Source organism: Halobaculum sp. CBA1158 (assembly GCF_021431925.1).
Taxonomy (GTDB): Archaea; Halobacteriota; Halobacteria; order Halobacteriales; family Haloferacaceae; genus Halobaculum.
Genome location: NZ_CP090371.1, coordinates 1,723,607 through 1,744,967, shown reverse-complemented (window position 1 = coordinate 1,744,967; position 21,361 = coordinate 1,723,607). Strand labels below are relative to the sequence as shown.

16 protein-coding genes, 1 tRNA gene and 3 rRNA genes are annotated in these 21,361 nt (G+C 65.8%); 6 read left to right on the top strand and 14 right to left on the bottom strand.

Annotated features, from left to right (window positions below):
* Positions 1-92: 92 nt before the first annotated feature.
* The 6 genes from Hbl1158_RS09125 to Hbl1158_RS09100 form a co-directional block, all read right to left on the bottom strand.
* A complete protein-coding gene (locus tag Hbl1158_RS09125) occupies positions 93-800 on the bottom strand; it encodes an energy-coupling factor transporter transmembrane protein EcfT (protein WP_234296886.1) in 708 nt (235 codons plus the stop codon).
* Positions 800-1,594, bottom strand: a complete 795-nt coding sequence (locus tag Hbl1158_RS09120) for an ABC transporter ATP-binding protein (RefSeq protein ID WP_234296885.1) — start codon at positions 1,592-1,594, stop codon at positions 800-802. Before Hbl1158_RS09120 ends, Hbl1158_RS09125 begins: the two co-directional genes overlap by 1 nt.
* Positions 1,595-1,601: 7 nt before the next feature.
* Positions 1,602-2,183 (bottom strand): biotin transporter BioY, encoded by a 582-nt coding sequence (locus Hbl1158_RS09115; RefSeq protein ID WP_234296883.1) that lies wholly within the window; start codon positions 2,181-2,183, stop codon positions 1,602-1,604.
* A gap of 40 nt (positions 2,184-2,223) precedes the next feature.
* The gene (locus tag Hbl1158_RS09110) at positions 2,224-3,012 is read right to left on the bottom strand and encodes an N-acyl homoserine lactonase family protein (protein WP_234296881.1); all 789 of its coding nucleotides are present in this window, start codon (positions 3,010-3,012) and stop codon (positions 2,224-2,226) included.
* A 207-nt stretch (positions 3,013-3,219) separates the two neighbouring features.
* Positions 3,220-3,426: a hypothetical protein gene (locus tag Hbl1158_RS09105; protein ID WP_234296879.1), complete on the bottom strand. Its 207-nt coding sequence runs from the start codon at positions 3,424-3,426 to the stop codon at positions 3,220-3,222.
* A gap of 184 nt (positions 3,427-3,610) precedes the next feature.
* A complete protein-coding gene (locus Hbl1158_RS09100; protein WP_234296877.1) occupies positions 3,611-3,832 on the bottom strand; it encodes a hypothetical protein in 222 nt (73 codons plus the stop codon).
* A gap of 1,114 nt (positions 3,833-4,946) precedes the next feature.
* Between Hbl1158_RS09100 and Hbl1158_RS09095 the strand changes: the two genes are divergently transcribed.
* Positions 4,947-6,236, top strand: coding sequence for an AAA family ATPase (locus tag Hbl1158_RS09095; protein ID WP_234296875.1), 1,290 nt, complete (start codon positions 4,947-4,949; stop codon positions 6,234-6,236).
* A gap of 90 nt (positions 6,237-6,326) precedes the next feature.
* On the opposite strand, the gene Hbl1158_RS09090 is transcribed toward Hbl1158_RS09095, so the two are convergent.
* Entirely contained in the window at positions 6,327-7,847 is a 1,521-nt protein-coding gene (locus Hbl1158_RS09090) for an HTTM domain-containing protein (protein WP_234296873.1), read from the bottom strand.
* A gap of 435 nt (positions 7,848-8,282) precedes the next feature.
* Between Hbl1158_RS09090 and Hbl1158_RS09085 the strand changes: the two genes are divergently transcribed.
* From Hbl1158_RS09085 to rrf, 3 genes are all read left to right on the top strand, one after another.
* A 16S ribosomal RNA gene (locus Hbl1158_RS09085) occupies positions 8,283-9,755 on the top strand.
* Positions 9,756-10,104: 349 nt separating this feature from the next.
* Positions 10,105-13,039: ribosomal RNA gene (locus tag Hbl1158_RS09080) — 23S ribosomal RNA — on the top strand.
* A 178-nt stretch (positions 13,040-13,217) separates the two neighbouring features.
* Positions 13,218-13,339: ribosomal RNA gene (gene rrf / locus Hbl1158_RS09075) — 5S ribosomal RNA — on the top strand.
* The 16S, 23S and 5S rRNA genes sit together here, the layout of an rRNA operon.
* 282 nt (positions 13,340-13,621) lie before the next feature.
* On the opposite strand, the gene Hbl1158_RS09070 is transcribed toward rrf, so the two are convergent.
* The 6 genes from Hbl1158_RS09070 to Hbl1158_RS09045 all read right to left on the bottom strand — a co-directional run bounded on the left by Hbl1158_RS09070 (position 13,622) and on the right by Hbl1158_RS09045 (position 18,467).
* Complete coding sequence (locus Hbl1158_RS09070; protein ID WP_234296864.1) at positions 13,622-13,789, bottom strand: DUF1328 domain-containing protein; 168 nt, start codon at positions 13,787-13,789, stop codon at positions 13,622-13,624.
* 160 nt (positions 13,790-13,949) lie between these two features.
* Positions 13,950-14,024, bottom strand: a tRNA-Glu gene (locus Hbl1158_RS09065).
* A gap of 139 nt (positions 14,025-14,163) precedes the next feature.
* On the bottom strand, positions 14,164-15,531 hold the full coding sequence (locus Hbl1158_RS09060) for an amidase (protein WP_234296862.1): 1,368 nt from the start codon (positions 15,529-15,531) through the stop codon (positions 14,164-14,166).
* A gap of 56 nt (positions 15,532-15,587) precedes the next feature.
* Complete coding sequence (locus Hbl1158_RS09055) at positions 15,588-15,743, bottom strand: hypothetical protein (protein WP_234296855.1); 156 nt, start codon at positions 15,741-15,743, stop codon at positions 15,588-15,590.
* Positions 15,744-15,828: 85 nt separating this feature from the next.
* Positions 15,829-16,977: an amidohydrolase family protein gene (locus Hbl1158_RS09050; protein ID WP_234296853.1), complete on the bottom strand. Its 1,149-nt coding sequence runs from the start codon at positions 16,975-16,977 to the stop codon at positions 15,829-15,831.
* Between the two features lie 143 nt (positions 16,978-17,120).
* Positions 17,121-18,467: an ABC transporter substrate-binding protein gene (locus Hbl1158_RS09045; RefSeq protein ID WP_234296851.1), complete on the bottom strand. Its 1,347-nt coding sequence runs from the start codon at positions 18,465-18,467 to the stop codon at positions 17,121-17,123.
* Positions 18,468-18,654: 187 nt separating this feature from the next.
* Here Hbl1158_RS09045 and udk point away from each other — a divergent pair, with 187 nt between their 5' ends.
* Positions 18,655-19,368, top strand: coding sequence for a uridine kinase (udk, locus tag Hbl1158_RS09040; protein WP_234296849.1), 714 nt, complete (start codon positions 18,655-18,657; stop codon positions 19,366-19,368).
* 124 nt (positions 19,369-19,492) lie between these two features.
* Here the strand turns inward: udk and Hbl1158_RS09035 are convergent, their stop codons facing one another.
* Positions 19,493-19,822 (bottom strand): DUF5785 family protein, encoded by a 330-nt coding sequence (locus Hbl1158_RS09035; protein ID WP_234296847.1) that lies wholly within the window; start codon positions 19,820-19,822, stop codon positions 19,493-19,495.
* Positions 19,823-20,030: 208 nt separating this feature from the next.
* Between Hbl1158_RS09035 and Hbl1158_RS09030 the strand changes: the two genes are divergently transcribed.
* A complete protein-coding gene (locus tag Hbl1158_RS09030; RefSeq protein ID WP_234299504.1) occupies positions 20,031-21,305 on the top strand; it encodes an MFS transporter in 1,275 nt (424 codons plus the stop codon).
* Positions 21,306-21,361 lie beyond the last annotated feature (56 nt).

Sequence of the window (21,361 nt, the reverse complement as noted above, 5' to 3'; positions counted from 1 at the left end):
ATCGGCATTCGTCGGCGGATCGGGGGATCCACGTAACGGGCCGGCTTCGGATCGGGTCACGATGCCACGATACCGGTCGGCTTCGGATCTAGCTACGGGACGACAGCCCACGCGAGGAGCGCGGTCGCCACCGCGACCGCGACGGCGTCACTCCGGTCGAGCCTGCTCCGTGGCGGCGTCGGCGTCCAGGAGAGACACCGCGCGCGAAGCGCCGCGGTCAGCCGGTCGGTCCGATCGAACACGCGGGTCAACCCCGCGGTCGCGACGATCTGAATCCGGTCGTGTATCGGACGCTCGTCGCCGAGCCGCGCCGCCGTCGCTTCGCGCGTCCGCGCGAGATCCGCCTGAATCACCGGAAGGAATCGAAAAACGAGTCCGACGCCCAGCCCCAGCAGTCGCCCCGGCCGTCCGGGGACGACCCGCGCGACCGCGGCCTCCGACTCACGAACGGGCGTCGTCCGGACGTACGCCGTCACCAGCGCCAACAGGAGGAGCGTCCGGTACGACGCCAGCGCGGGGCCGACCGCCGCGGCCGGATCGACCCACGGTGAGCCGAACCGGAGCGCCTCGATCGCGGGTGCGGCCGCGAGAAACGGGAGTACTGCCCGGTACTCCGCGACCGCGACACGGATCGGGGTCGTCGACAGCGCGAGCACGCCGGCCGCGAACAGCGTCAGGGCCGCGAGCCCTCGGGGGTCGGTGTGCGCGAACGCCGCGGCCGCGAACGTCGCCTGGAGGAACAGTTTGCTCCGGGCGTCGAGCCGGTGGGCGATCGAGTCGCCCGGTTCGTACGCGAGCATCAGTCGGGCGCGCGGACCGCGAGTCCCTCGAGCGCCTCGAGCGCCTCCGCGGGCGGGGCGTCGACGGCGACCGACCCGTTCGAGAGGACGACGACCCGGTCGGCCGGGTCGAGCACGTCCCGGAGGTCGTGGGTGACGAGGACGACGCCGGTGCCGTCGCTGTGGAGGGCCCGAAGGCGGTCGAGCACGGCCCGCCGCGAGGGCTCGTCGAGACCGGTGAACGGCTCGTCGAGCACGAGGTGGGCCGGCTCCATGGCCAGCGCGCCCGCGACGGCGACCCGCTCCTGTTCGCCGCCGGAGAGCCGGTCGATCCGCTCGTCGCCGCGACCCGCCATGTTCACCGCCGCGAGCGCCTCTCGAACGCGGCGGTCGATCTCCGCGCGGTCGAGTCCGAGGTTCTCGGGGCCGAACGCCACGTCGCGGCCGACGGTCGCGGCGACGAAGCAGTCGCGCGGCTCCTGAAACACCATGCCGACGCGCGTGCGGGCCGCCACGAGGTCGTCGCCGACGGGGGTACCGTCGACGCGGACCGTCCCCTCGTCGGGCGTCAGGAGGCCGTTGAAGTGGCGCACGAGCGTCGACTTGCCGGAGCCGTTCGCGCCCGCGAGCACGATGAACTCGCCGTCGGGGATCGTGATCGACACGTCGCGGACGGCCGCAGGTCGAGCGTCGTCAGTCTCACCTCCCGCGGCGTCGTCGCTCCCCGAGTCAGTCGGGACCTCGCCGTCGCCGGTCGCGGTGCCGGCGTCGCGGTCGTCGCCGTAGCGGTGCGTCAGCCCCCGCGTCTCGATCACGACCGGCTCACCGGGCGACGACGGCGTCGCTGCGGACGATCGCGACCGCGGCGGCCATCTTGATCGCCTCGGCGGGCACGAACGGTACCGCCGCCGCGAGCACAGCCGTCGCGAGCCCCACGTCGCCGACGACCGCGTAGCCGACGGTCCCGAACGCGTAGACGACCAGCGTCGCGGCGACCATCCCGCCGACGAGACGTGCAAGCCCGACGCTGGAGGGGTCTGTCGGCTCGCCGGTGCCGTGGACCGCCAGCCCGAGCACACCGGCGGCGACGGGGTACGACCAGAGGTAGCCGCCCCACTGACCGAACAGCGATCCGAGGCCGGCGCTCCCGTAGGCGAACACGGGCGCGCCGACCGCACCCGCGACGACGTAGATCGCCATCGAGGCGACGCCCCAGACCGGGCCGAGGAACAGCCCCGCGAGGAACACCCCGAGCACTTGGAGGGTGAACGGGACGGACGTAACCGGGAGCTGGAACGATACGTACGCGAACACGCCGGTCAACGCCGCGAACAGCGCCGCCCGCGCGACGTTGCCGACGATCTCCTCGCCGACCAGGTCGACACGCTCGGTCTTCGTACTCATGCCGGTTCGTAAACCGAATCGAGTATTAGGGTTTACGGAGTCAGTATCGGTCCGCGAGCCTCTCGAACCGGTCGAGGTCGTGGCCGTACAGCACCTCGGCGTCGGTCCGTCGCTGTATCTCTCGAAGCGTCTCCAGGCTCTCGCGCCAGTCCGGTTCGCTCCACAGGAGTCCCGGACCCAGCGGCGCGCCCTCAGCGTAGTTGGCGTCGACGTAACACTCGTCGCCGGCGATCAGGAGGGTACCGTCGTCGGTGTCGACGCGTGCGCCGAGCAGGCCCGGAGTGTGGCCGGGGAGGTGCAGCAGCTCGAAGCCGTCGGCGAGGGTGTGGCGGTGGCGGTTGATCACGTTCCAGTTCAGGTCGCCGTCGAAGTCCGACGCGAGGTACGCGATGGACCCCTCGTCGGTGTGCGCAGAGAGGAACGCGAACCCGAGTTCCTCGCGATGGACGTACACCGGCGTTCCGGTTCCCGCGAACGCGTCGAGGTTGCCCGCGTGGTCGAGGTGAAGGTGGCTCATCACCACCGCGTCCACGTCCGCGATGTCGTAGCCCGCGGCTTCGAGGTCGCCCTCGAGCGAATGGTCGTCGGCGTCGTACGCCTCGAAGGCCCCGTACAGCGGTGCCGGCCAGGCGTCGGCGGCGTCGCTCGGGACGCCAGTATCCCACAGGTACGTCGTTCCGCCGGCCTCGATGACGGCGTTCCAGACGACGAACTCGATCCGCTCGTGCTCGGGCGAGGGGTCGTTCGCGCTCGCCATGGACGCGCCGTCTATGACGTAGCCTCGATCCGCCCGAACGCGACCGCGGTCGACGAGAGTGACCTTCGGCATGTGTGTCCACTCGGTCCGCGGCGGCTTGAAACCGCGCCCGCCGTCGCGACGAGTGGTCACGGAACGAGCACCGGTCGGAGACGAGATGAGACGGGTCGGGGTGAGCCGGGTCGGGATGAGACGGGGCGGGATGAGACGGGGCGGGATGAGACGGGGCGGGATGAGACGGGGCGACGGGACCGACGGCGTCGACTCCAGCGGCGTACCTCAGACAGAGGACGCGGAGTCGCTCGAGACGTCGGATAGCACGTCGTTGCGGACCGCGTCGATGCGGAGCTCGGTGAGCGCGTTCGAGGCGTCACCGTCGGCGGATCCGGCGGCCTCCTCGTCTTGCGCCTCGACGACGCGGTCCGTTCCGGTCACCGACTCGAACACCTTCCGAAGTTCGTCAGCGCGGTCCGCTCTGGAACTCATACGTATCACCTCACGGCAGCATCGCACATCAACTCCTTCCGGTCGTGTGCCAGACGCGCACGTGCGCGTGCGAGCGCGCGAGAAACCGAGGGTCGACAGATACGATAAATCGGGTCGCCGCCTGCCCGTTGGAGTCGCCGCAGGTCTGTCGGAATCGCTGCGGCGGTGACCCCGTCGGCGGTGCTCACTCCGTCGTGTCCGGTCGGGCCTCGTCGCCGGCGAGTAGCCCCTCGCGAACGGCGACGAGCAGGCGTTCGTCGAGCGGATCGTCCTCCCAGCCATCGGGGAGGGCTGACTCGTCGATACGGTCGAGGGCCGCCGCAACGTCGCCGTGGACGAATCGCCCGTGACCGTCGCACTCCAAACACGAGCGGATGACGTACTGGACCCGAAAAGGGCGCTCCACCTCGGCTCCGCAGTACGGGCAGACGTAACGGTTCGGCACGTCCGCTATTCGGGATGGCGACACTCGGTCGTTACGGTTCGTTCGGTTCCCGACGATCGGTACTACTGACGATGTACACTTCCACCCCTGCCGTGGCCCCGTCGTCCGACCGATCGGAACGATTGCTGGTGATCGAACACTCGAGACGACCTCAGCCCTCGAGACGGCTTGAGCACTCGAAATATGGTGTTGTCTCCCGATCGTGAGAATCGAACTCGCACCGCTGGAGGCACGTGCGAAGCACTTGCAATGCGGTGTGGTGGCCATCGACGACCGTACGATACGGAAGTTTCGGCGGACTCCCTCACACCAGTTTTCGAGTGCTTCGGACGCGGGTGTGGGGTGGGACACTCGCTCGGGTCGATATCGCGTATAATATATCGATATCGATCCTAGCGAGGAGGAGGAGGAACGATCGGCTGAAACGCTTTCTCACGCGAGGATGAGCGGTTGCCGAGTTCGTCTTCTCGGGATCCACGTCACCGTTTAAATACTCTTGCGTCGGTCGACGACCACCCGAGGAGACCCAATCCCACGCGATCGTGTGTAAAGCACTCGAAAACTGGTGTCAGAGGGCGACCGCGTCACGGGACACCGCTACGGGTACTCCGACGTTCGTCCTCGCGACTTTGACTCGGCTACCGATGTCGGTACCGTCTGATTTCACCTCTTTCGGGCGCTATACTCGGCGGTTCGGAGTTGCTCCGGCGAACATACCGTTCGCGAGCGCGGCCGAAGCACTCGAAATTCGGTGCCGGTCCGGCGAGCGATTCGGGTCGCGCCGACTCGGCCGTCGCCGACCGTGTTCGGATCGGGAGAGCACTCGAAAATCGGTGTGTGTCCGTGTCGGTGTGTTCTCTTAGAGTGTGTCTTCTCGGAGTGTGTTTGAACGCTATCTCGTTCCGAAGCACTCGAAATTCGGTGGTTCACACGGCCGAACACGACGAAACACTCGCAGTCTCGCGCACACACTTGCAGAGCACTCGAAGCACCCCGGTCAACACTCGAAAGCACCCGAAAGCACTCGCAGTTCCACAGTCTTATACGGGGAGTGGACTCACCTGCTGGTGCGACAATGGGGTCCAGTTCGATATTCGAAGACGACGTGGAGATCATCCGCAACGCGGATCTGTTCACGGAGGAACACACACCCGCGGAGATCCTCTGCCGAGACGACGTGATGCAGGACTACGTGAACGCGCTAAAGCCGGTGTACAAAGGTCGACCCCCGCGCAACGCCTTCCTCTACGGCGACACCGGCGTCGGGAAGACGGCGGCGACGAAGTATCTCCTCCAGGAACTCGACGCCGATATCGACGCGCGCAACGCGGACGCCCCGGGGGACGAGCGGGGGTTCACGTACGTTCGAGTGAACTGCCAGAACCTCGCGCCCGCCGACGGAACCGCCTCGTCGTACCAGGTCGCAATCGCGCTCGTGAACGAACTTCGCGACGGCGAGACCGTCTCCTCGACGGGCTACGCCGCCCGCGAGGTGTACGAGATGCTGTACGACGAACTCGAGGACATCGGGGGCACCGTGCTCATCGTGCTCGACGAGGTAGACCGCGTCGGTGAGTCCGACACCCTGCTGTACGATCTCCCGCGCGCCCGCGACATCGGCTACGTCGAGAACACCCGGATCGGCCTCATCGGAATCTCCAACGACTACACGTTTCGCTCGAACCTCTCACCGAAGGTCCGCGACACGCTGTGTGAGACGGAGATCAAGTTCCCCGCCTACACCGCCGCCGAATTGGAGGAGATCATCGAGGCCCGGGCCGAACGGGCGCTCCACCCGGACACCTACGGGAAGGAGGTGTTGTCGCTGTGTGCCGCCCTCGCCGTCCGCAACTCTTCCGGGAGCGCACGCCGGGCGATGGACCTGCTCAAGCAGGCGGCCGAACACGCGGAGAACGAGGGACACGTCCCGATCGAACCGGACGACGTGTACGCGGCGAAGGAGGAACTCGACTACGGCGACATGGTCGAGTCGGTCGCCGACCAAGACCAGCACAAACAGCTCATCCTCTCGGCGATCTCGCGCCTCGACGCCGACGGCCGAACGCCGGTGAGAACGAAGGCGATCCACGCGGCGTACCGTCGACTCGCGCAGGCCGCCGGCGACGACCCCCTCTCCCAGCGGGGGATGTACAACCACCTCACCCGCCTCGACATGCTTGGATTCCTGCACTCCTATCAGAACAACGAGGGGCTCCGCGGCGGCCAGTACAACACCTACGAGCTGTCGGAGGCGCTCACGGTCGAACAGGTCCGCGACGCGATCGACGACTCGGAGCTCCCCCTCGACGGCGTCTCGCTCGACATCGACCGTATCCTCCGAGATGCCGGTCTCGGTGACTCCTGAGCCGATCGACACCAGTTTTCGAGTGCTCGACCCGTCGAACGCCGATGCGCCGCGATCGCTCGACTTCGACGCCGGCGACGCCGCGTCGGATCACGCCCCGTGCTCCCCGCACTCGCGCGTCGCTACGGCTTCGCGACTGCTCGGTTCGGGGCCGTCGAGTCGGGTCGGCTCGCTGACCGTATACAGGGTGAGCGCGCGTAGCCTCCGGTCTCCGTCGTGGCGCGCGTTCCACCGCGTACACAGCCCCGAGACGAACCGATTTCGGAGTCTATCGTCGTCCCCCCAGCGAACCTCCTCCAGATACTTTCGCCATCGGGCGCTCGGGTACGACGTACCCAACCGCTCCGGCCGAGTCCACCGTACGTCGCCGCCGCGGATGACATCTACGCGCTCGCCCGAGGCGAGCGTCCCAGCGGCGACGTACCACACGTCGTTCGTCGGGGGCGACGGTGCGAACATGTCCCACCGCGTCTCAGACGGGCTGATCCCGAGCTCGTCGCTCTGGGGGAGCGACACCGCACCCAACGCCGCTCCGTTCCAGAGGAGTACGACGGTGAGTAGCACCGCCGCGACCGTTCGCCCGCTCGGGACGAACGCGCGCGCGGTCGCCCATGCGGACGACCCCGTCTCGAACACCGGCCCGAACGTACGGGCGAACGACTCCGAGACGCGGTTGACCGCCGGAAACGGTCCGCCGCTGGCTACGCGCGATCGCACGTGACAGACACGAGTCGCGGTCGCGGACGCGGCTATCCCCGCTTCGAGCGCGCAGGCGCGTTCGACCGCAGGATCCCACCGTCGTTGCACAGCGTCCCACACGGACGGGGGGAGAAGCGGAAGCAGCGCGACGACGCTGACGAGCGGGAACAGTCCGATACCGAGCGTCAGCGCCATTCCGACGTGTGCGGCCACGAACGCTCCGACGATCAGCGTCCGTCGGCGACCGGTCGCGAGCACGAGCAGGGGGGAGACACACAGCAATGCGAGCCAACCGATCCCGAGCACCTCCAGCAGCGTGGGGTACTCGGCCAGTTCCTCTCCCAGGAACACGGTGAGCGCGTCGATACTGAACACCATCCTGACCGCCCGGCCGCTCGGCCACGCGTCGCCTCTGAACTTGATGATCGCGTTCACGACGTACAGCAGAATCGGCTGAACGAGTAGTCCGACCGCCGCTGGATGGTAATACCGTCCGTAATTGTCGTCATTTCCGTCGCGGACGCGGTCGTCGTCGCCGCCGCTGCTCTCTGTCGGCTCACGCGCGAGCGTCATCCCGCTTCCGAGCGGGAGAAACAGACTCCACAGGAGCGTCCGCCGCAGCAGCGAGTCCCCGCCGTTCAACACGATCGGGTTGCGCGCGTGCAGGGAGACGAGCAGGAGGAACGAACAGACGGCCGCCAGTCGCGTCCGATACCCCGTCAGCAGCGCCAGCGCGGCGAGAGCCGCGAGCGCGAACAACAGTCCGATCCACCACGCCCCACCGAACAGGGTGTGAATCGACAACTGCGACGTGAGCGGATACCGGAGCGCCAGCAGCGACCGCGGGAGCGCCCCCGAGTCGGTGTAGAAGAACCGCAGGGAACGAGCCCGTAGGCACAGATCAGCGAGCACCAGCGTCGCGAGCGATATCCGGAGCGCTACGAGGGCCCGAGGATCGACGCCGAACCGGGCCCGAACCGCCGATCGGCCCGATCGAACGAGATCGCAAACACGGCCGTGGAGGGACACGTGACCCCATCGAGCCATCTCGCAGATGAATACTTTGTGACGCTACGCGACAAGCCGTCCGAGTCAACGGGGATGAGATCGTCCCCCACGTGGACACGTGACTCGGCGACGGCGAGACGACGGGCTTTTACGTACCCCTGCCATCCGATGTGATGTGAAGCGCGCCGCGGTCGGCGCGGCGTCACGCCATGAGGATTCCGCCCCTGCGGTCCGCCGCAAGACGGTATCTGATGTCAGCCCCGATAGTTCGGTGACATCTGGTCGGTTCCACGATGTCGCCACGATATGACCCGCCAACCCTCCCCCTTTGGGGGAGACATTCCGGTTGATCCTGCCGGAGGTCATTGCTATCGGAGTCCGATTTAGCCATGCTAGTCGCACGGGTTCAGCCCCGTGGCGAATAGCTCCGTAACACGTGGCCAATCTACCCTACAGACCGGTATAACCTCGGGAAACTGAGGCTAATCCCGGATATCGCTCTCACGCTGGAACTGCTGAGAGTGTGAAACGTTCCGACGCTGTAGGATGAGGCTGCGGCCGATTAGGTAGACGGTGGGGTAACGGCCCACCGTGCCAATAATCGGTACGGGTTGTGAGAGCAAGAACCCGGAGACGGAATCTGAGACAAGATTCCGGGCCCTACGGGGCGCAGCAGGCGCGAAACCTTTACACTGCACGACAGTGCGATAGGGGGACTCCGAGTGCGGAGGCATAGTGCCTTCGCTTTTGTGCACCCTAAGGCGATGCACGAATAAGAGCTGGGCAAGACCGGTGCCAGCCGCCGCGGTAATACCGGCAGCTCGAGTGATGACCGATTTTATTGGGCCTAAAGCGTCCGTAGCCGGCCGGGCAAGTCCGTCGGGAAATCTACCAGCTCAACTGGTAGGCGTCCGGCGGAAACTGCACGGCTTGGGACAGGGAGACTCAAGAGGTACGTCCGGGGTAGGAGTGAAATCCCGTAATCCTGGACGGACCACCGATGGCGAAAGCATCTTGAGAGAACTGCTCCGACGGTCAGGGACGAAAGCTGGGGTCTCGAACCGGATTAGATACCCGGGTAGTCCCAGCTGTAAACAATGTTCGCTAGGTGCGACGCAGACTACGCGTCTGTGTTGTGCCGTAGGGAAGCCGAGAAGCGAACCGCCTGGGAAGTACGTCCGCAAGGATGAAACTTAAAGGAATTGGCGGGGGAGCACTACAACCGGAGGAGCCTGCGGTTTAATTGGACTCAACGCCGGACATCTCACCAGCCCCGACTGTTCGAATGAAGACCAGTGTGATGAGCTTGTCAGACGAACAGAGAGGAGGTGCATGGCCGCCGTCAGCTCGTACCGTGAGGCGTCCTGTTAAGTCAGGCAACGAGCGAGACCCGCATCCCTAATTGCCAGCAAGACCCACGAGGTCGTTGGGTACATTAGGGAGACTGCCGCCGCCAAGGCGGAGGAAGGAACGGGCAACGGTAGGTCAGTATGCCCCGAATGGGCTGGGCTACACGCGGGCTACAATGGTCAGGACAATGGGTTCCAACGCCGAAAGGCGACGGTAATCTCAGAAACCTGGTCGTAGTTCGGATTGTGGGCTGAAACTCGCCCACATGAAGCTGGATTCGGTAGTAATCGCGTGTCACAAGCGCGCGGTGAATACGTCCCTGCTCCTTGCACACACCGCCCGTCAAAGCACCCGAGTGAGGTCCGGATGAGGCCTGGGTTGCCAGGTCGAATCTGGGCTTCGCAAGGGGGCTTAAGTCGTAACAAGGTAGCCGTAGGGGAATCTGCGGCTGGATCACCTCCACAGAACGGGACCAGGCCGACGCGCCTGGCCCACCTTAGAGGTCTTCGTGGCGCTCGCGGAAGCGACCAGACACCTTCGAACTATCGGGGCTCGTCTTCAGACCTCGTTGGTACCTCGACAGGGTTCGATTCCCTGTGGGTCACTCTCGTACCGCGATTCGAACCGTGCCCCTTAAGTGTGGCACGGGGAGATGAACTGGTACACACGATCGATGCACCATTCCGCGAGAGCGGGAATGGGAAGGGTTGAGCACGCTCGCGTGACACCCACGGGACGTGCGATGACGACCGTATGTACGTGCAATCCAGACGTCCACTGGACCCGTTCACTGGGTCACAGTGTACCATCAGTCAACTGGCTACTGTGCCAGCTGGTGAATGGCTCGGCTCGAGAGCCGACGACGGACGTGCCAAGCTGCGATAAGCCGTAGGGAGCCGCATGGAGGCGAAGAACTACGGATCTCCGAATGGGAATCCCTCTACAATTGCCACGCGCAATGGGGAACGCTCCGAATTGAAACATCTCAGTAGGAGCAGGAAGAAAAATCAAACCGAGATGTCGTTACTAACGGCGAGTGAACGCGACACAGTCCAAACCGAAGCCTCGAGGTTCAAAACCTCGCAGGCAATGTGGTGTTCGGGCTGATACCAAGCAGTTCGAGTTCGTGAGAAGTCTCCTGGAACGGAGCACGATACAGGGCGACAGTCCCGTATCACGAACACGAACCGCGGATCAGTTCCCAGAGTAGCGGGGGTTGGATATCCCTCGTGAATATCTCAGGCATCGACTGAGAAGACTAAACACTCCTCGAGACCGATAGCGAACAAGTAGCGTGAGCGAACGCTGAAAAGCACCCCGAGAAGGGCGGTGCAACAGGGCCTGAAATCAGCTGGCGATCGAGCGACGGGGCATGAAAGGCCCCACTCAGAATGACCGAGGCGCGAGCCTCCAGTAAGACGAGTGGGGAGCCGATGTCGCGTCGTGCGTTTTGAAAAACGAACCAGGGAGTGTACTACTCCGGCGAGTCTAACACGTTCATCGTGGAAGGCGCAGGGAAACCGATATGGCCGCAGTCTCACGACGAGGGCCACCGTGTTCAAGCGCGGGGAGTCGAAGCAGTACAACCCGAAACCGAGTGATCTACTCCGAGGCAAGGTGAAGCGTGCCGAAAGGCACGTGGAGGCCTGTTAGCGTTGGTGTCCTACAATACCCTCGCGTGATCTTGGAGTAGGGGTGAAAGGCCCATCGAACTCGGCAACAGCTGGTTCCGACCGAAACATGTCGAAGCATGACCTCTCCCGAGGTAGTTCGTGCGGTAGAGCCACCGATTGAGAGACCCGCCTCCGAGAGGAGTCGGCCTCTCTGTCGAACTCCGAACGTACGAACGCTGTCGACGGAGGGAGTCCGGTGTCCCGGGGTAAGCTTGGGCACCGTGAGGGGAACAACCCAGAGTTAGGTTAATGACCCAAAGTGTGGATTAAGTGTAATCCTCTGAAGGCCGTCTTGAGCCCTAAACAGCCGGGAGGTGAGCTTAGAAGCAGCTACCCGCTAAGAAAAGCGTAACAGCTTACCGGCCGAGGTTCAAGGCACCCAAAATGAACGGGACTCAAATCCACCTCTGATACCTAACCGTCCCTGTAAGAAGGGAACCGTGTAGGTCGGCGTACTGTCCGGGCGGAAGCACGGGTGAGAACTCGCGTGGACCAGACAGTAACGACAATCCTGGTCACAGTAGCAGCGATATTCGGGTGCGAACCCCGAAGGTCTGAAGGGTAAGAGTTCCTCGGCACTGCCAATCAGCCGAGGGTTAGCCGATCCTAAGTCCGGCCGCAATTCGAACCGGACAACCGGGAAACTGGTTAATATTCCAGTGCCACCACGCACTGAAAGTCGACGCTTTGGGAACTGGTGAACCGGGCACTCGCCCGGTCCAATCAGGGAATCCCGTGGAAGCCGTAACGGCACGAAGCGAGAGAAGCCTGAAACAGCGCAAGTCACCACTACCCAGAGCCCGTGAAAAGACGAGCGTGGTGTTCGTATCGAGATCCGACACAGGTACCCTGGCAGCGCAAGCCAAGACCAACGGGAACAACCGACGTTAGGGAATTCGGCAAGTTAGTCCCGTACGTTCGCAATAAGGGATGCCTGCCTTTCGCGAGGCAGGTCGCAGTGACTCGGTGGCTCCGACTGTCTAGTAACAACACAGGTGACCGCAAATCCGCAAGGACTCGTACGGTCACTGAATCCTGCCCAGTGCAGGTATCTGAACACCTCGTACAAGAGGACGAAGGACCTGTCAACGGCGGGGGTAACTATGACCCTCTTAAGGTAGCGTAGTACCTTGTCGCTTCAGTAGCGACTCGCATGAATGGATCAACGAGAGCCACACTGTCCCAACGTTGGGCCCGGTGAACTGTACGTTCCAGTGCGGAGTCTGGAGACCCCCAAGGGGAAGCGAAGACCCTATAGAGCTTTACTGCAGGCTGTCGCTGAGACGTGGCCGCTAACGTGCAGCATAGGTAGGAGTCACCACACAGGTACCCGCGCCAGCGGGCCACCGAGACACACCTGAAATACTACCCGTTAGTGGCTGCGACTCTCACTCCGGGAGGAGAACACCGGTAGCCGGGCAGTTTGACTGGGGCGGTACGCGCTCGAAAAGATATCGAGCGCGCCCCAAAATCTCCTCACGCGGGACAGGAACCCGCGGAAGAGCGCAAGAGCACAAGGAGGTTTGACAGTGTCATTCCAAGCGAGTGACGCTGACGCGAAAGCGTGGTCTAGCGAACGGATCACGGGCCTCAATGGCCCGGATTTACGACAGAAAAGCTACCTTAGGGATAACAGAGTCGTCACGCGCAAGAGCACATATCGACCGCGTGGCTTGCTACCTCGATGTCGGTTCCCTCCATCCTGCCCGTGCAGAAGCGGGCAAGGGTGAGGTTGTTCGCCTATTAAAGGAGGTCGTGAGCTGGGTTTAGACCGTCGTGAGACAGGTCGGCTGCTATCTATTGGGGGTGTTACGGTACTTGACGGGAACGGTCGTATAGTACGAGAGGAACTACGACTGGTTGCCACTGGTGTATCGGTTGTCCGAGAGGGCAGCTGCCGAGAAGCTACGCAACACGGGGTAAGAGCTGAACGCATCTAAGCTCGAAACCCACCTGGAAAAGAAGTACCACCGAGACCACTCGTCCAAGACGAGTTCAATAGACTCGGGATGTACGCGCCAAGGCAACGAGGCGTTCAGTCCGCGAGCACTAACAGGTCAAGCCACACTCATATGCACTGGGACCCACGAACGGGTCCAGGCGTTAGCTGGATTGCACGTACACCACGGTTACCACACACACACATACCGGACCCGACACGGTCCACACCCGAATCCGAACCCGGGATCACCCCCGGGTTCGATTCACCACCGACGACGGCGTACATCGGATCATTCCCGATGGTCGGAATTCGGGCGGCCACAGCGGCGGGGAAACACCCGTACCCATTCCGAACACGGTCGTTAAGCCCGCCAGCGTTCCGGCAAGTCCTGGAGTGCGCGAGCCTCTGGAAACACCGGTTCGCCGCCCACCATTCATACACACACACGAACCAGACACATCACCGCCCACCGGCCCCCACACCGGTGGGCGGTTTTCATATACACACACACCCACAGACGCGAGTCCCCACAGTGACAGCGACTTCGCGTCACCCCATCCGACACCCGGTACCAAGCGGAGTCAGCTCCGGTCGTTCCTCACCGGTCCGTACGCGAGATCCGTCGCCGAACGTCGAGGACGAGCACGGTCACATCAGGGGTGTGTGCTACCGAATGCGAGGAAGGACGCCGTCGGCGACGACTCTCCCGACGGCTACAGGACCAGCGAGATGACGGCGAGTACGATGAAGACGATCACGAGCCACTTCGCGATCGTCATGCTCACCCCCGCGACGCCGCGCGCGCCGAGGACGGCGGCGACGAGCGCGAGCACGAAGAACACGACGGCGTACTGCAGAAACTCTCCGCTGAACAGTTGCATCGGGAGTCGATACGCCGCCGTCACGCTGGAGGCAACAGTTGCTGAAAGCACGTCGCTTCGATACGCGATTCCCGGGCATTGTTACGACGTGTCTACGACGAGGGATCCGTAGCGACGAGAGCTGACGAGCGAGTTGCTCGTCGTCGAATTCGGCGAGAACTGCTCCGGCAGGGATTTGAACCCTGGTCATTGCCGTGAGAGGGCAATATGATTGGCCGGACTACACCACCGGAGCGCGGTGACGCACTACCTGAGTGCGTCCCAACGTATGCCTGTTACCAGTAAAACGGTGTCGGTTCGGGGCCGCCGTGTGGGGATCTGCCGTGGCGAGCCACCCCGTCGAAGAGAATCGGATCGCCGACTGCCGCGCTCGGTCAGGCGGCGTCGGCGACCGCGGATGCGAGCTCCCGGGCCCACCGGAGGAGGCGCTCGTCGGCGTCGAACCCGGCGGCGACCTGCACGCCGACGGGGAGTCCGTCGACGTCGCCCGCCGGCAGCCCGACCGTCGGGAGGCCGGCGTGCGTCCACGGGAGGTTCATCACGGGGTCTCCGGTGTCGTCGATCCCCTCTGGCGCGGGCCCGGGCGCGGCGGGGGCGACCCACGCGTCGACGCCCAGGTCGTCTGCCTCGCTCGCGAGGCGTTCGCGGAGTCGGTGTCGACCGCGTCGCCCGTCGACGAGAGCCGCGACGGGCGCGTCGCGGCCCTCCTCGATGAGATCGGCCGTCGCGTCGGCGTACCGGTCGGCGTGTGCGGCGTACCAGTCGCCGTGCGCGAGCGCGGCCTCGGCGGCGACGAGTCGGTTGTGACGGTCGTTGATCGCGTCGATCTCCGGGAAGGGCTCGGCGCGGACGAGGTCGTAGCCCGCCGCCTCGAGCGCGGCGATCGCGTCGTCGAACGCCGCCCGCCCCGCCTCGGTCGCCTGGTCGAGGTACGGCCCGTCCGGCACGCCGAGCGTCGGCCGGCCGCCGGGGCCTGCCTCGACGGTGGGGCCCTCCCCGATGGTGGCCCCGCTCCAGTCGTCCGCGATCACCGACATCGCGAGGGCCGCGCCGGCGACGTCTCGGGTGAAGACGCCGACGTGGTCGACCGACGCCGACAGGGGGATCACACCGTCGGTCGGAACCCGGCCGTAGCTGGGTTTGAAGCCGACGACGCCGCAGAAGGCGGCCGGTCGGATCACCGACCCCACGGTCTGCGTTCCGAGCGCGAGGGGGGCTGTGCCGGTCGCGACCGCCGCGGCCGAGCCGCTGGAGGATCCGCCCGGGGTGTAATCGGTGTCGTGCGGATTGCGCGTCGGGGCGGGCTCGAAGTAGGCGAACTCGGTCGTGTGCGTCTTGCCGGCGACGAGCGCGCCGGCCTCGCGGAGCCGACGCACGACGGTCGCCTCCGGTCCGACGAGTTCGCTCGGGGGAAGCGAGGAACCGGCGCGCGTCGCGAGGCCGTCGACGTGAATGATGTCCTTCACGCCGACCGGGACGCCGAACAGCGGCGGACGCGAGCCGTCGGGGTGTCGATCCGCCATCGCCTCGGCCTCCGCCGCCGCCCACGACCGGCTCTTCGCGCCGTCGACCCAGGCGCGGACGCGGTCGTCGCGGTCGTCGATTCGGTCGCGGATCTCCTCGGCGTACGCCGCAGGGTCCCGATCGCCGGCGCGCAGCGCGGCCGCGAGGTCTGCGAGCTGCTCGCCGGATCGACGGTTGTCGTCGGATCGATGGTGGTCGTTGGATCGGTCGTCGGTCATGCCGGTCGCTACCGCCCCTCGGTAGTAGTTCTTCGGAGAATATCGGCGGTATCGACTCAGGTCCGCTTGGACCGTGCCTCACGTACCTCGGCTCCGTCGCGGAGTTTGTCCTCGCAGTTGGGACATACTCGAACGTTCTCGCTGCCGTCCGGCGCGAACACCCGCACGTACCGCTCCGTCACGAACCCACCACAGTTGTTACACTCCGGCATCGTTCGGACCAAATCACTTCTTCGATAAAAAGGCACTCCCGATCGTCCGCCGTCACGCGCGTTCGACGGCGGTCGGCCGGCCGCCTCAGACCACGTGCTCGCCGTCAGCGAACACGGCGACGGGGTCGCCCCAGGCGTCGGCGTCCTCGGCGGGGTTGTCGTCGAGCACGACGAGGTCGGCGCGGTAGCCCTCGGCGACGAGCCCCACGTCGTCGAGCCCGCACAGCTGCGCGCCGGTGACGGTGGCGGCCTCCAGCGCTTCCGCCGGCGTCATCCCGTAGTCGACCATGTAGGCGAGTTCGTCGGGGATGTCCTCGAAGTGGTTGAACGGCGTCCCGGCGTCGGTACCCATCGCGACGCGAACGCCCTCCTCGGCGGCGTGGTCGAACGACGACGCGAACGCGTCGGCGGCCTCGAGGGCCTTCGTCATCGCCGACTCGGGGATCCCGGCGTCGGGGTTGTCGACGATGTTCTCGAGCGCCGACGCCGTCGGCACCCAGTAGGTGCCGGCGTCGGCCATCGCGGCGGCGGCCTCGCGGTCCATGAACGTCCCGTGCTCGATGCTCGTGATCCCGGCGTCGACGGCGTTGAGGAGCCCTTCTTTTCCGTGGGCGTGCGCCGCCGTCGGGACGCCCTTCGCGCCGGCGGCGTCGACGAGGGCGGCCAGCTCCTCGGGCGTGAGCTCCGGCGCGCCCGTCCGTGCGCCTTCGGTGAGCACGCCCCCGGTGGCCATGCACTTCACCACGTCCGCGCCGCGTTTGAGCTGTTCGCGGGCCGCCTTGCGGACCTCGTCGGGCCCGTCGGCCTCGCGACCGAACCAATGGCCGTGCCCGCCCGTCATGACGACGTTCTGGCCGGCGGCGAGCACGCGCGGACCGATCAGTCGGTCCTCGGCGACGGCGCGACCCGCGTCGATCGCGAGGCTCCCGGGCGCGCCGAGGTCGCGGACGGTCGTGACGCCAGCCTCCACGGCCGCCCGGAGGTTCCCCGCGGCGATGTACGAGCGGTCGTAGCTGCTCTCCTGCTGGGCGGTCGCCACGTCGGGGCGGCCGTCCATCATGAGGTGGACGTGCGAGTCGACCAGTCCCGGGGCGACGAACTGACCGCTGAGATCCGTTTCGGTGTCGCCGCGTCCAACGTCGCCGACGGCGACGATCTCGCCGTCCTCGATCGCCACGTCGGCCTCGCGGACGCCGTCGGCATCGACGACGGTGCCGTTTCTGAGTACGTGCATACGGCGGCGGACGGCTCCCGGGATGCTAAAGACCGCGGTGCCGGCGGTCGACGGGGGTGTTTCGTAGCGAGGCTCCGAGGTCGCCGCGAGCGACAGCGGTCACGGACGCGAACGAACGGAAAACCCGACGGGCGTCGATCCGATCAGGCCTCGAAGTCGATCGACTCGAGCGACTCGATGTTGCCCTCGACGTCCGTGTTGAACTTGAAGTACTCGTAGGTGACGGCGGTCATGTCCCCGTTCTCGTCGAAGTTGACCGACGAGGACGCGCCCTGGTAGTAGACGGCCTCGCCGTCCGCGGCCGCACGCAGCCCCTCGGGGAGATTGCCGGGCGTGACCTCCATCCCGTCGTTCGGGTTGGCGACCTCGGTCATGTTCTCTTTGATCGCGTCGCCCTCGTTCTCGCCGGTGACGACGTTCGCGAGCAGACACACCGCCGAGGCGTCGTAGGCGTGGGCGTTGAACGCGCCGGGCGCGCGGTCGTACTCGTCCTCGTACAGCGAGACGAACTCCTCCTGGCCGGGGCCGGTCGCCTGTGGGGCCGTCCCGTAGACGTTGGACATGTCGTTCCCGACCTCGTCCGGGAGAGTCGAGTCGCGCAGCCCGTCGGTCACCATGATGTGGGTGTCGTTGTTGTACTCCGCGTAGAAGTCGCGGAAGATCTGGATACCCGAGGCGGGGTACCCGATCACGACGAGCAGACTCGGCGAGTCGCCCATGGCCGTCGACAGCGGCGAAGAATAGCTGGACTGTTCCTTCGCGAAGGCGATGGACTCCTGGACGGTCCCGGAGTGGGTATCGACGAATGACTCCTCGAACACCTCGGCCAACTTCTGGCCGTAGTCGTTGTTGACGTACATGATCGACGCCGTCGAGTCTCCGAGGTTGTTCGTGGCCACGTCGGCCATCACCTGCCCCTGCAGCGCGTCCGAGGGGGCCGTCCGGAAGATGAGTCCGTTGTCGTCGAGGTCGGTGACCGCCGGCGAGGTGGAGGAGGGGGAGATCCCGACCATCCCGTTGGGGATGAACACCTGCTGGGTCACCTGGAGGTTAACGCCCGATGAGGCCGGCCCACACACCGTCGGATAGCCGGCGTTCGCGAGCCCGTTGGCCGCCTGGATCCCTGCCTGCGGGTCGGTCTGTGTGTCCTCGACGGTCTGGTCGAACTCGACGGGCATGTCGCCAGCGGCCCTGAGTTGCTTGACCGGGAGCGTCCCGCCGTCGCGGATGGCCCCGCCGAGCGACGCAAGGTCGCCGGTGAGCGGCATCAGCACCGAGTGCCGGACCGTCCGCATCGATTCGGAGTCGTCGGACGCCTCCGTCTCGGTGTCGTCGCCCCCGGAGTCGGCTTCGGTGTCGTCGCCGCCCGAGTCGGCTTCGGTGTCGCCACCGCCGCCGGAGTCGTTCTGAGTGATGCAGCCCGCCATTCCGACGACGCCGGCCGTTCCGACGCCTTTCAGAATGTCACGACGGTCGATATCGCGTGCCATATGTCCCCCATTGCCGTACCCGTTTATAAAGTTGACCGAACGTGTAATGATCACACGGGATCGACGGGCTCGCTCCGGCTTCGCCCTCGTCATCCGGGCCATACCGACTGCCGGGGAAGCACGGGGACCGACACGCGCGAACCGCGGACCGACACGCACAAGCGTTCGCGCGGGGGACGGTGTTGCAATGGCGTACCCCTCGTTCGTCGTCGGTATCGCCGGGGGGACCGGCGCGGGCAAGACGACGGTGTCGCGGCTCATCACCGAGCGCGTCGCCGACTCCGTGACCCGGATCCCGCTGGACAACTACTACCGCGACCTCTCACACCTCGACTTCGAGGAGCGCCGTCAGGTGAACTACGACCACCCGGAGGCGTTCGAGTGGGAGCTGTTACGCGAGCACCTCGAGACCCTGCTGTCGGGCGGGAGCGTCGAGATGCCGCAGTACGACTTCGAGATCCACAACCGCGAGGACGATACCGTGACCGTCGAGCCGACCGACGTGATCGTGCTGGAGGGGATCCTCGCGCTGTACGACGAGGGGATCAACGACATGCTCGACCTTCGGCTGTACGTCGAGACGGACGCGGACGTGCGGATCCTCCGCCGGATCGAGCGCGATGTGGTCGACCGCGGCCGCGACCTCGAGGGCGTGATCGACCAGTACCTCTCGACGGTGAAGCCGATGCACGAGCAGTTCATCGAGCCGACGAAGAAGCACGCGGACCTGATCATCCCCGAGGGCGCAAACTCGATGGCCGTCAACCTCCTCGAGGAGAAGCTTCAAAACGAGGTGGAAGGCGAGGGGGTCCGCACCTGGGAGCGCGAGGAACTCGAACGGGAGGTCGCCGGCGAGCGCGCCGCCAACCGAGACTCGACGCCCGCCCCCGGCCCCGAGTAGGCTCGGACGGTCCGAACCCCGGTTTCTGAACGCTTCTCTCAGTTCACACCCGGTCCTCGGGTCCGTCTCGCGATCTTTAGGTCCGTCTCCCGGTTCTCGGATCCCTCCCTCGATTCCCGCCGCGTCACCCGCGAGTGCGGGTGAACGCCTCTGCGCCCTCGTAGGTCCAGTAGCCGTTGTCGCGCATCGCCTCGCCGACGGCCTTGTGGAAGGTGACGATGTCCTCGAACTCGGTGTCGTCGTCGATGTGTTCGAAGATGTCGTCGACCGCGACGACGGTGTCGGCGTCGAGCCGAACCGGGTGGTCGCTGAACTCCTCGCGGTAGTCGCCCGCGCGAAGCGGGAAGTCCTCTTCCTCGTCGACCTTCTTCACGAGTACCGCGTGCCCGTACTTCCGGCGGCCCTCGCTTCCCTGCTCGCCGTCGGGGTCGTGCGGCCAGTCCTGCGTGCTCATTACCGCGGGGTTGTGACGGCGACCGATTAGTCGTTTCGTTCCGGGCACCCGTGATTCCGCCCGGTGGCTCCCCACCCGACTGCCACCCACCCGAGTGCTGCCCGCTCCCGAGGCGACGGCCGGTCGTGCCGACACCGACGCGTACAACACGATCGGGGCGAGTCGTTCGTGTGTGAACCGGAACGACCGATCCATCGTCGGCCTGACCATGCTGGCACACGGCATGGTCCACACCTACGAACTCTCGGTCCCCATCTTCATCCCCATCTGGCTCGCCGAGTTCGACGTGATCTCGCTGGGCCCCGTCGAGATCGCGGTCACCTCGGCGACGCTGGGCGTACTCGTCACGGTCGGCTACGGCCTGTTCGGCCTGGGCGCGCTCCCGGGCGGGATCCTCGTGGACCGCGTCGGCTCCCGCCGACTCATCACCGCCTGTCTCGTCGGGATGGCCGCCTCCTTCCTCCTGCTCGGGATCGCCCCGGGGCTCGTCGCCGTCACGCTCGCGATGGTCGTGTGGGGCGTCGCCGCGTCGGTGTACCACCCGGCCGGTCTCGCGCTGCTGTCGAAGGGCGTCGAGGAACGCGGCACCGGCTTCGCCTACCACGGCATGGCGGGCAACCTCGGTATCGGACTCGGCCCGCTCGTGACCACGCTCATGCTCCTGTTTCTCGAGTGGCGCACGGTCGCGGCGATCCTCGCGGTGCCCGCGCTGGCGGCGGCGCTGTACGCGGTCCGCGCGAGCTTCGACGAGACGGCGGCCGTCGAGACGGCCGCGGACGGAGGGGACGTGGACGCGGGGGACTCGAAGGCGTCCTCCGGCGTCGACTCGCTCGCGGAGTTCGTCTCCGAGTCGCGTCTGCTGTTTACTGGCAGCTTCGCGCTCGTGTTCCTCGTCGTGATGATGTCCGGACTGTACTACCGGGGCGTGCTCACGTTCATGCCCGAACTGCTCGACGACCTCCCGGGCTTCGCGCCGGTCGTCGTCGGGTCGCTGCTGCCGAGCGGGCTCGCGGACCTCCTCGGCGACCTCGCGACGCGAGAGGTGTCGCCTGCGAACTACGTCTACTCCGGACTGCTCATGATCGGCGTCGTCGGCCAGTACGTCGGCGGGAAGCTCACCGACCGCATCCCCGTCGAGCGCGGGATCGCGCTGAGCTTCGGACTGTTGGGCGTGCTCGCGCTGCTGTTCCTCCCGGTCGCGAACCTCGGGTTCGGGCCGTTCCTCGTCTTCGGTGCCGTGCTGGGTATCGCGCTGTTCGTCGTCCAGCCGTTCTACCAGGCGACCGTCGCCGAGTACACCCCCGCGGGCACCCGCGGGCTGTCGTACGGCTTCACCTATCTCGGCGTGTTCGGCATCGGCGCGCTCGGCGGCGCGGTCGCCGGCACCGTGCTGACGTACGCGAACCCCCCGACGCTGTTCGCTGTGCTCGCGGCGTTCGGGTTCGTCGCCGCCGGGGCGGGCGTCGTGCTGTCGCGGCGGTAGCCCGTCGATCGTCGGTACCCCGTCGGGGCCCGGATTCTCAGCGCGGTTCGTCGTGG

Bases quoted from the DNA above. Each gene is read 5' to 3' on its own strand.
- Hbl1158_RS09030 (WP_234299504.1), top strand. From the start codon at position 20,031: ATGCTGGCACACGGCATGGTCCACACCTACGAACTCTCGGTCCCCATC.
- Hbl1158_RS09105 (WP_234296879.1), bottom strand. From the start codon at position 3,426: ATGAGTTCCAGAGCGGACCGCGCTGACGAACTTCGGAAGGTGTTCGAG.
- udk (WP_234296849.1), top strand. From the start codon at position 18,655: ATGGCGTACCCCTCGTTCGTCGTCGGTATCGCCGGGGGGACCGGCGCG.
- Hbl1158_RS09110 (WP_234296881.1), bottom strand. From the start codon at position 3,012: ATGCCGAAGGTCACTCTCGTCGACCGCGGTCGCGTTCGGGCGGATCGA.
- Hbl1158_RS09115 (WP_234296883.1), bottom strand. From the start codon at position 2,183: ATGAGTACGAAGACCGAGCGTGTCGACCTGGTCGGCGAGGAGATCGTC.
- Hbl1158_RS09050 (WP_234296853.1), bottom strand. From the start codon at position 16,977: ATGCACGTACTCAGAAACGGCACCGTCGTCGATGCCGACGGCGTCCGC.
- Hbl1158_RS09055 (WP_234296855.1), bottom strand. From the start codon at position 15,743: ATGCCGGAGTGTAACAACTGTGGTGGGTTCGTGACGGAGCGGTACGTG.
- Hbl1158_RS09045 (WP_234296851.1), bottom strand. From the start codon at position 18,467: ATGGCACGCGATATCGACCGTCGTGACATTCTGAAAGGCGTCGGAACG.
- Hbl1158_RS09060 (WP_234296862.1), bottom strand. From the start codon at position 15,531: ATGACCGACGACCGATCCAACGACCACCATCGATCCGACGACAACCGT.
- Hbl1158_RS09070 (WP_234296864.1), bottom strand. From the start codon at position 13,789: ATGCAACTGTTCAGCGGAGAGTTTCTGCAGTACGCCGTCGTGTTCTTC.
- Hbl1158_RS09095 (WP_234296875.1), top strand. From the start codon at position 4,947: ATGGGGTCCAGTTCGATATTCGAAGACGACGTGGAGATCATCCGCAAC.
- Hbl1158_RS09035 (WP_234296847.1), bottom strand. From the start codon at position 19,822: ATGAGCACGCAGGACTGGCCGCACGACCCCGACGGCGAGCAGGGAAGC.
- Hbl1158_RS09125 (WP_234296886.1), bottom strand. From the start codon at position 800: ATGCTCGCGTACGAACCGGGCGACTCGATCGCCCACCGGCTCGACGCC.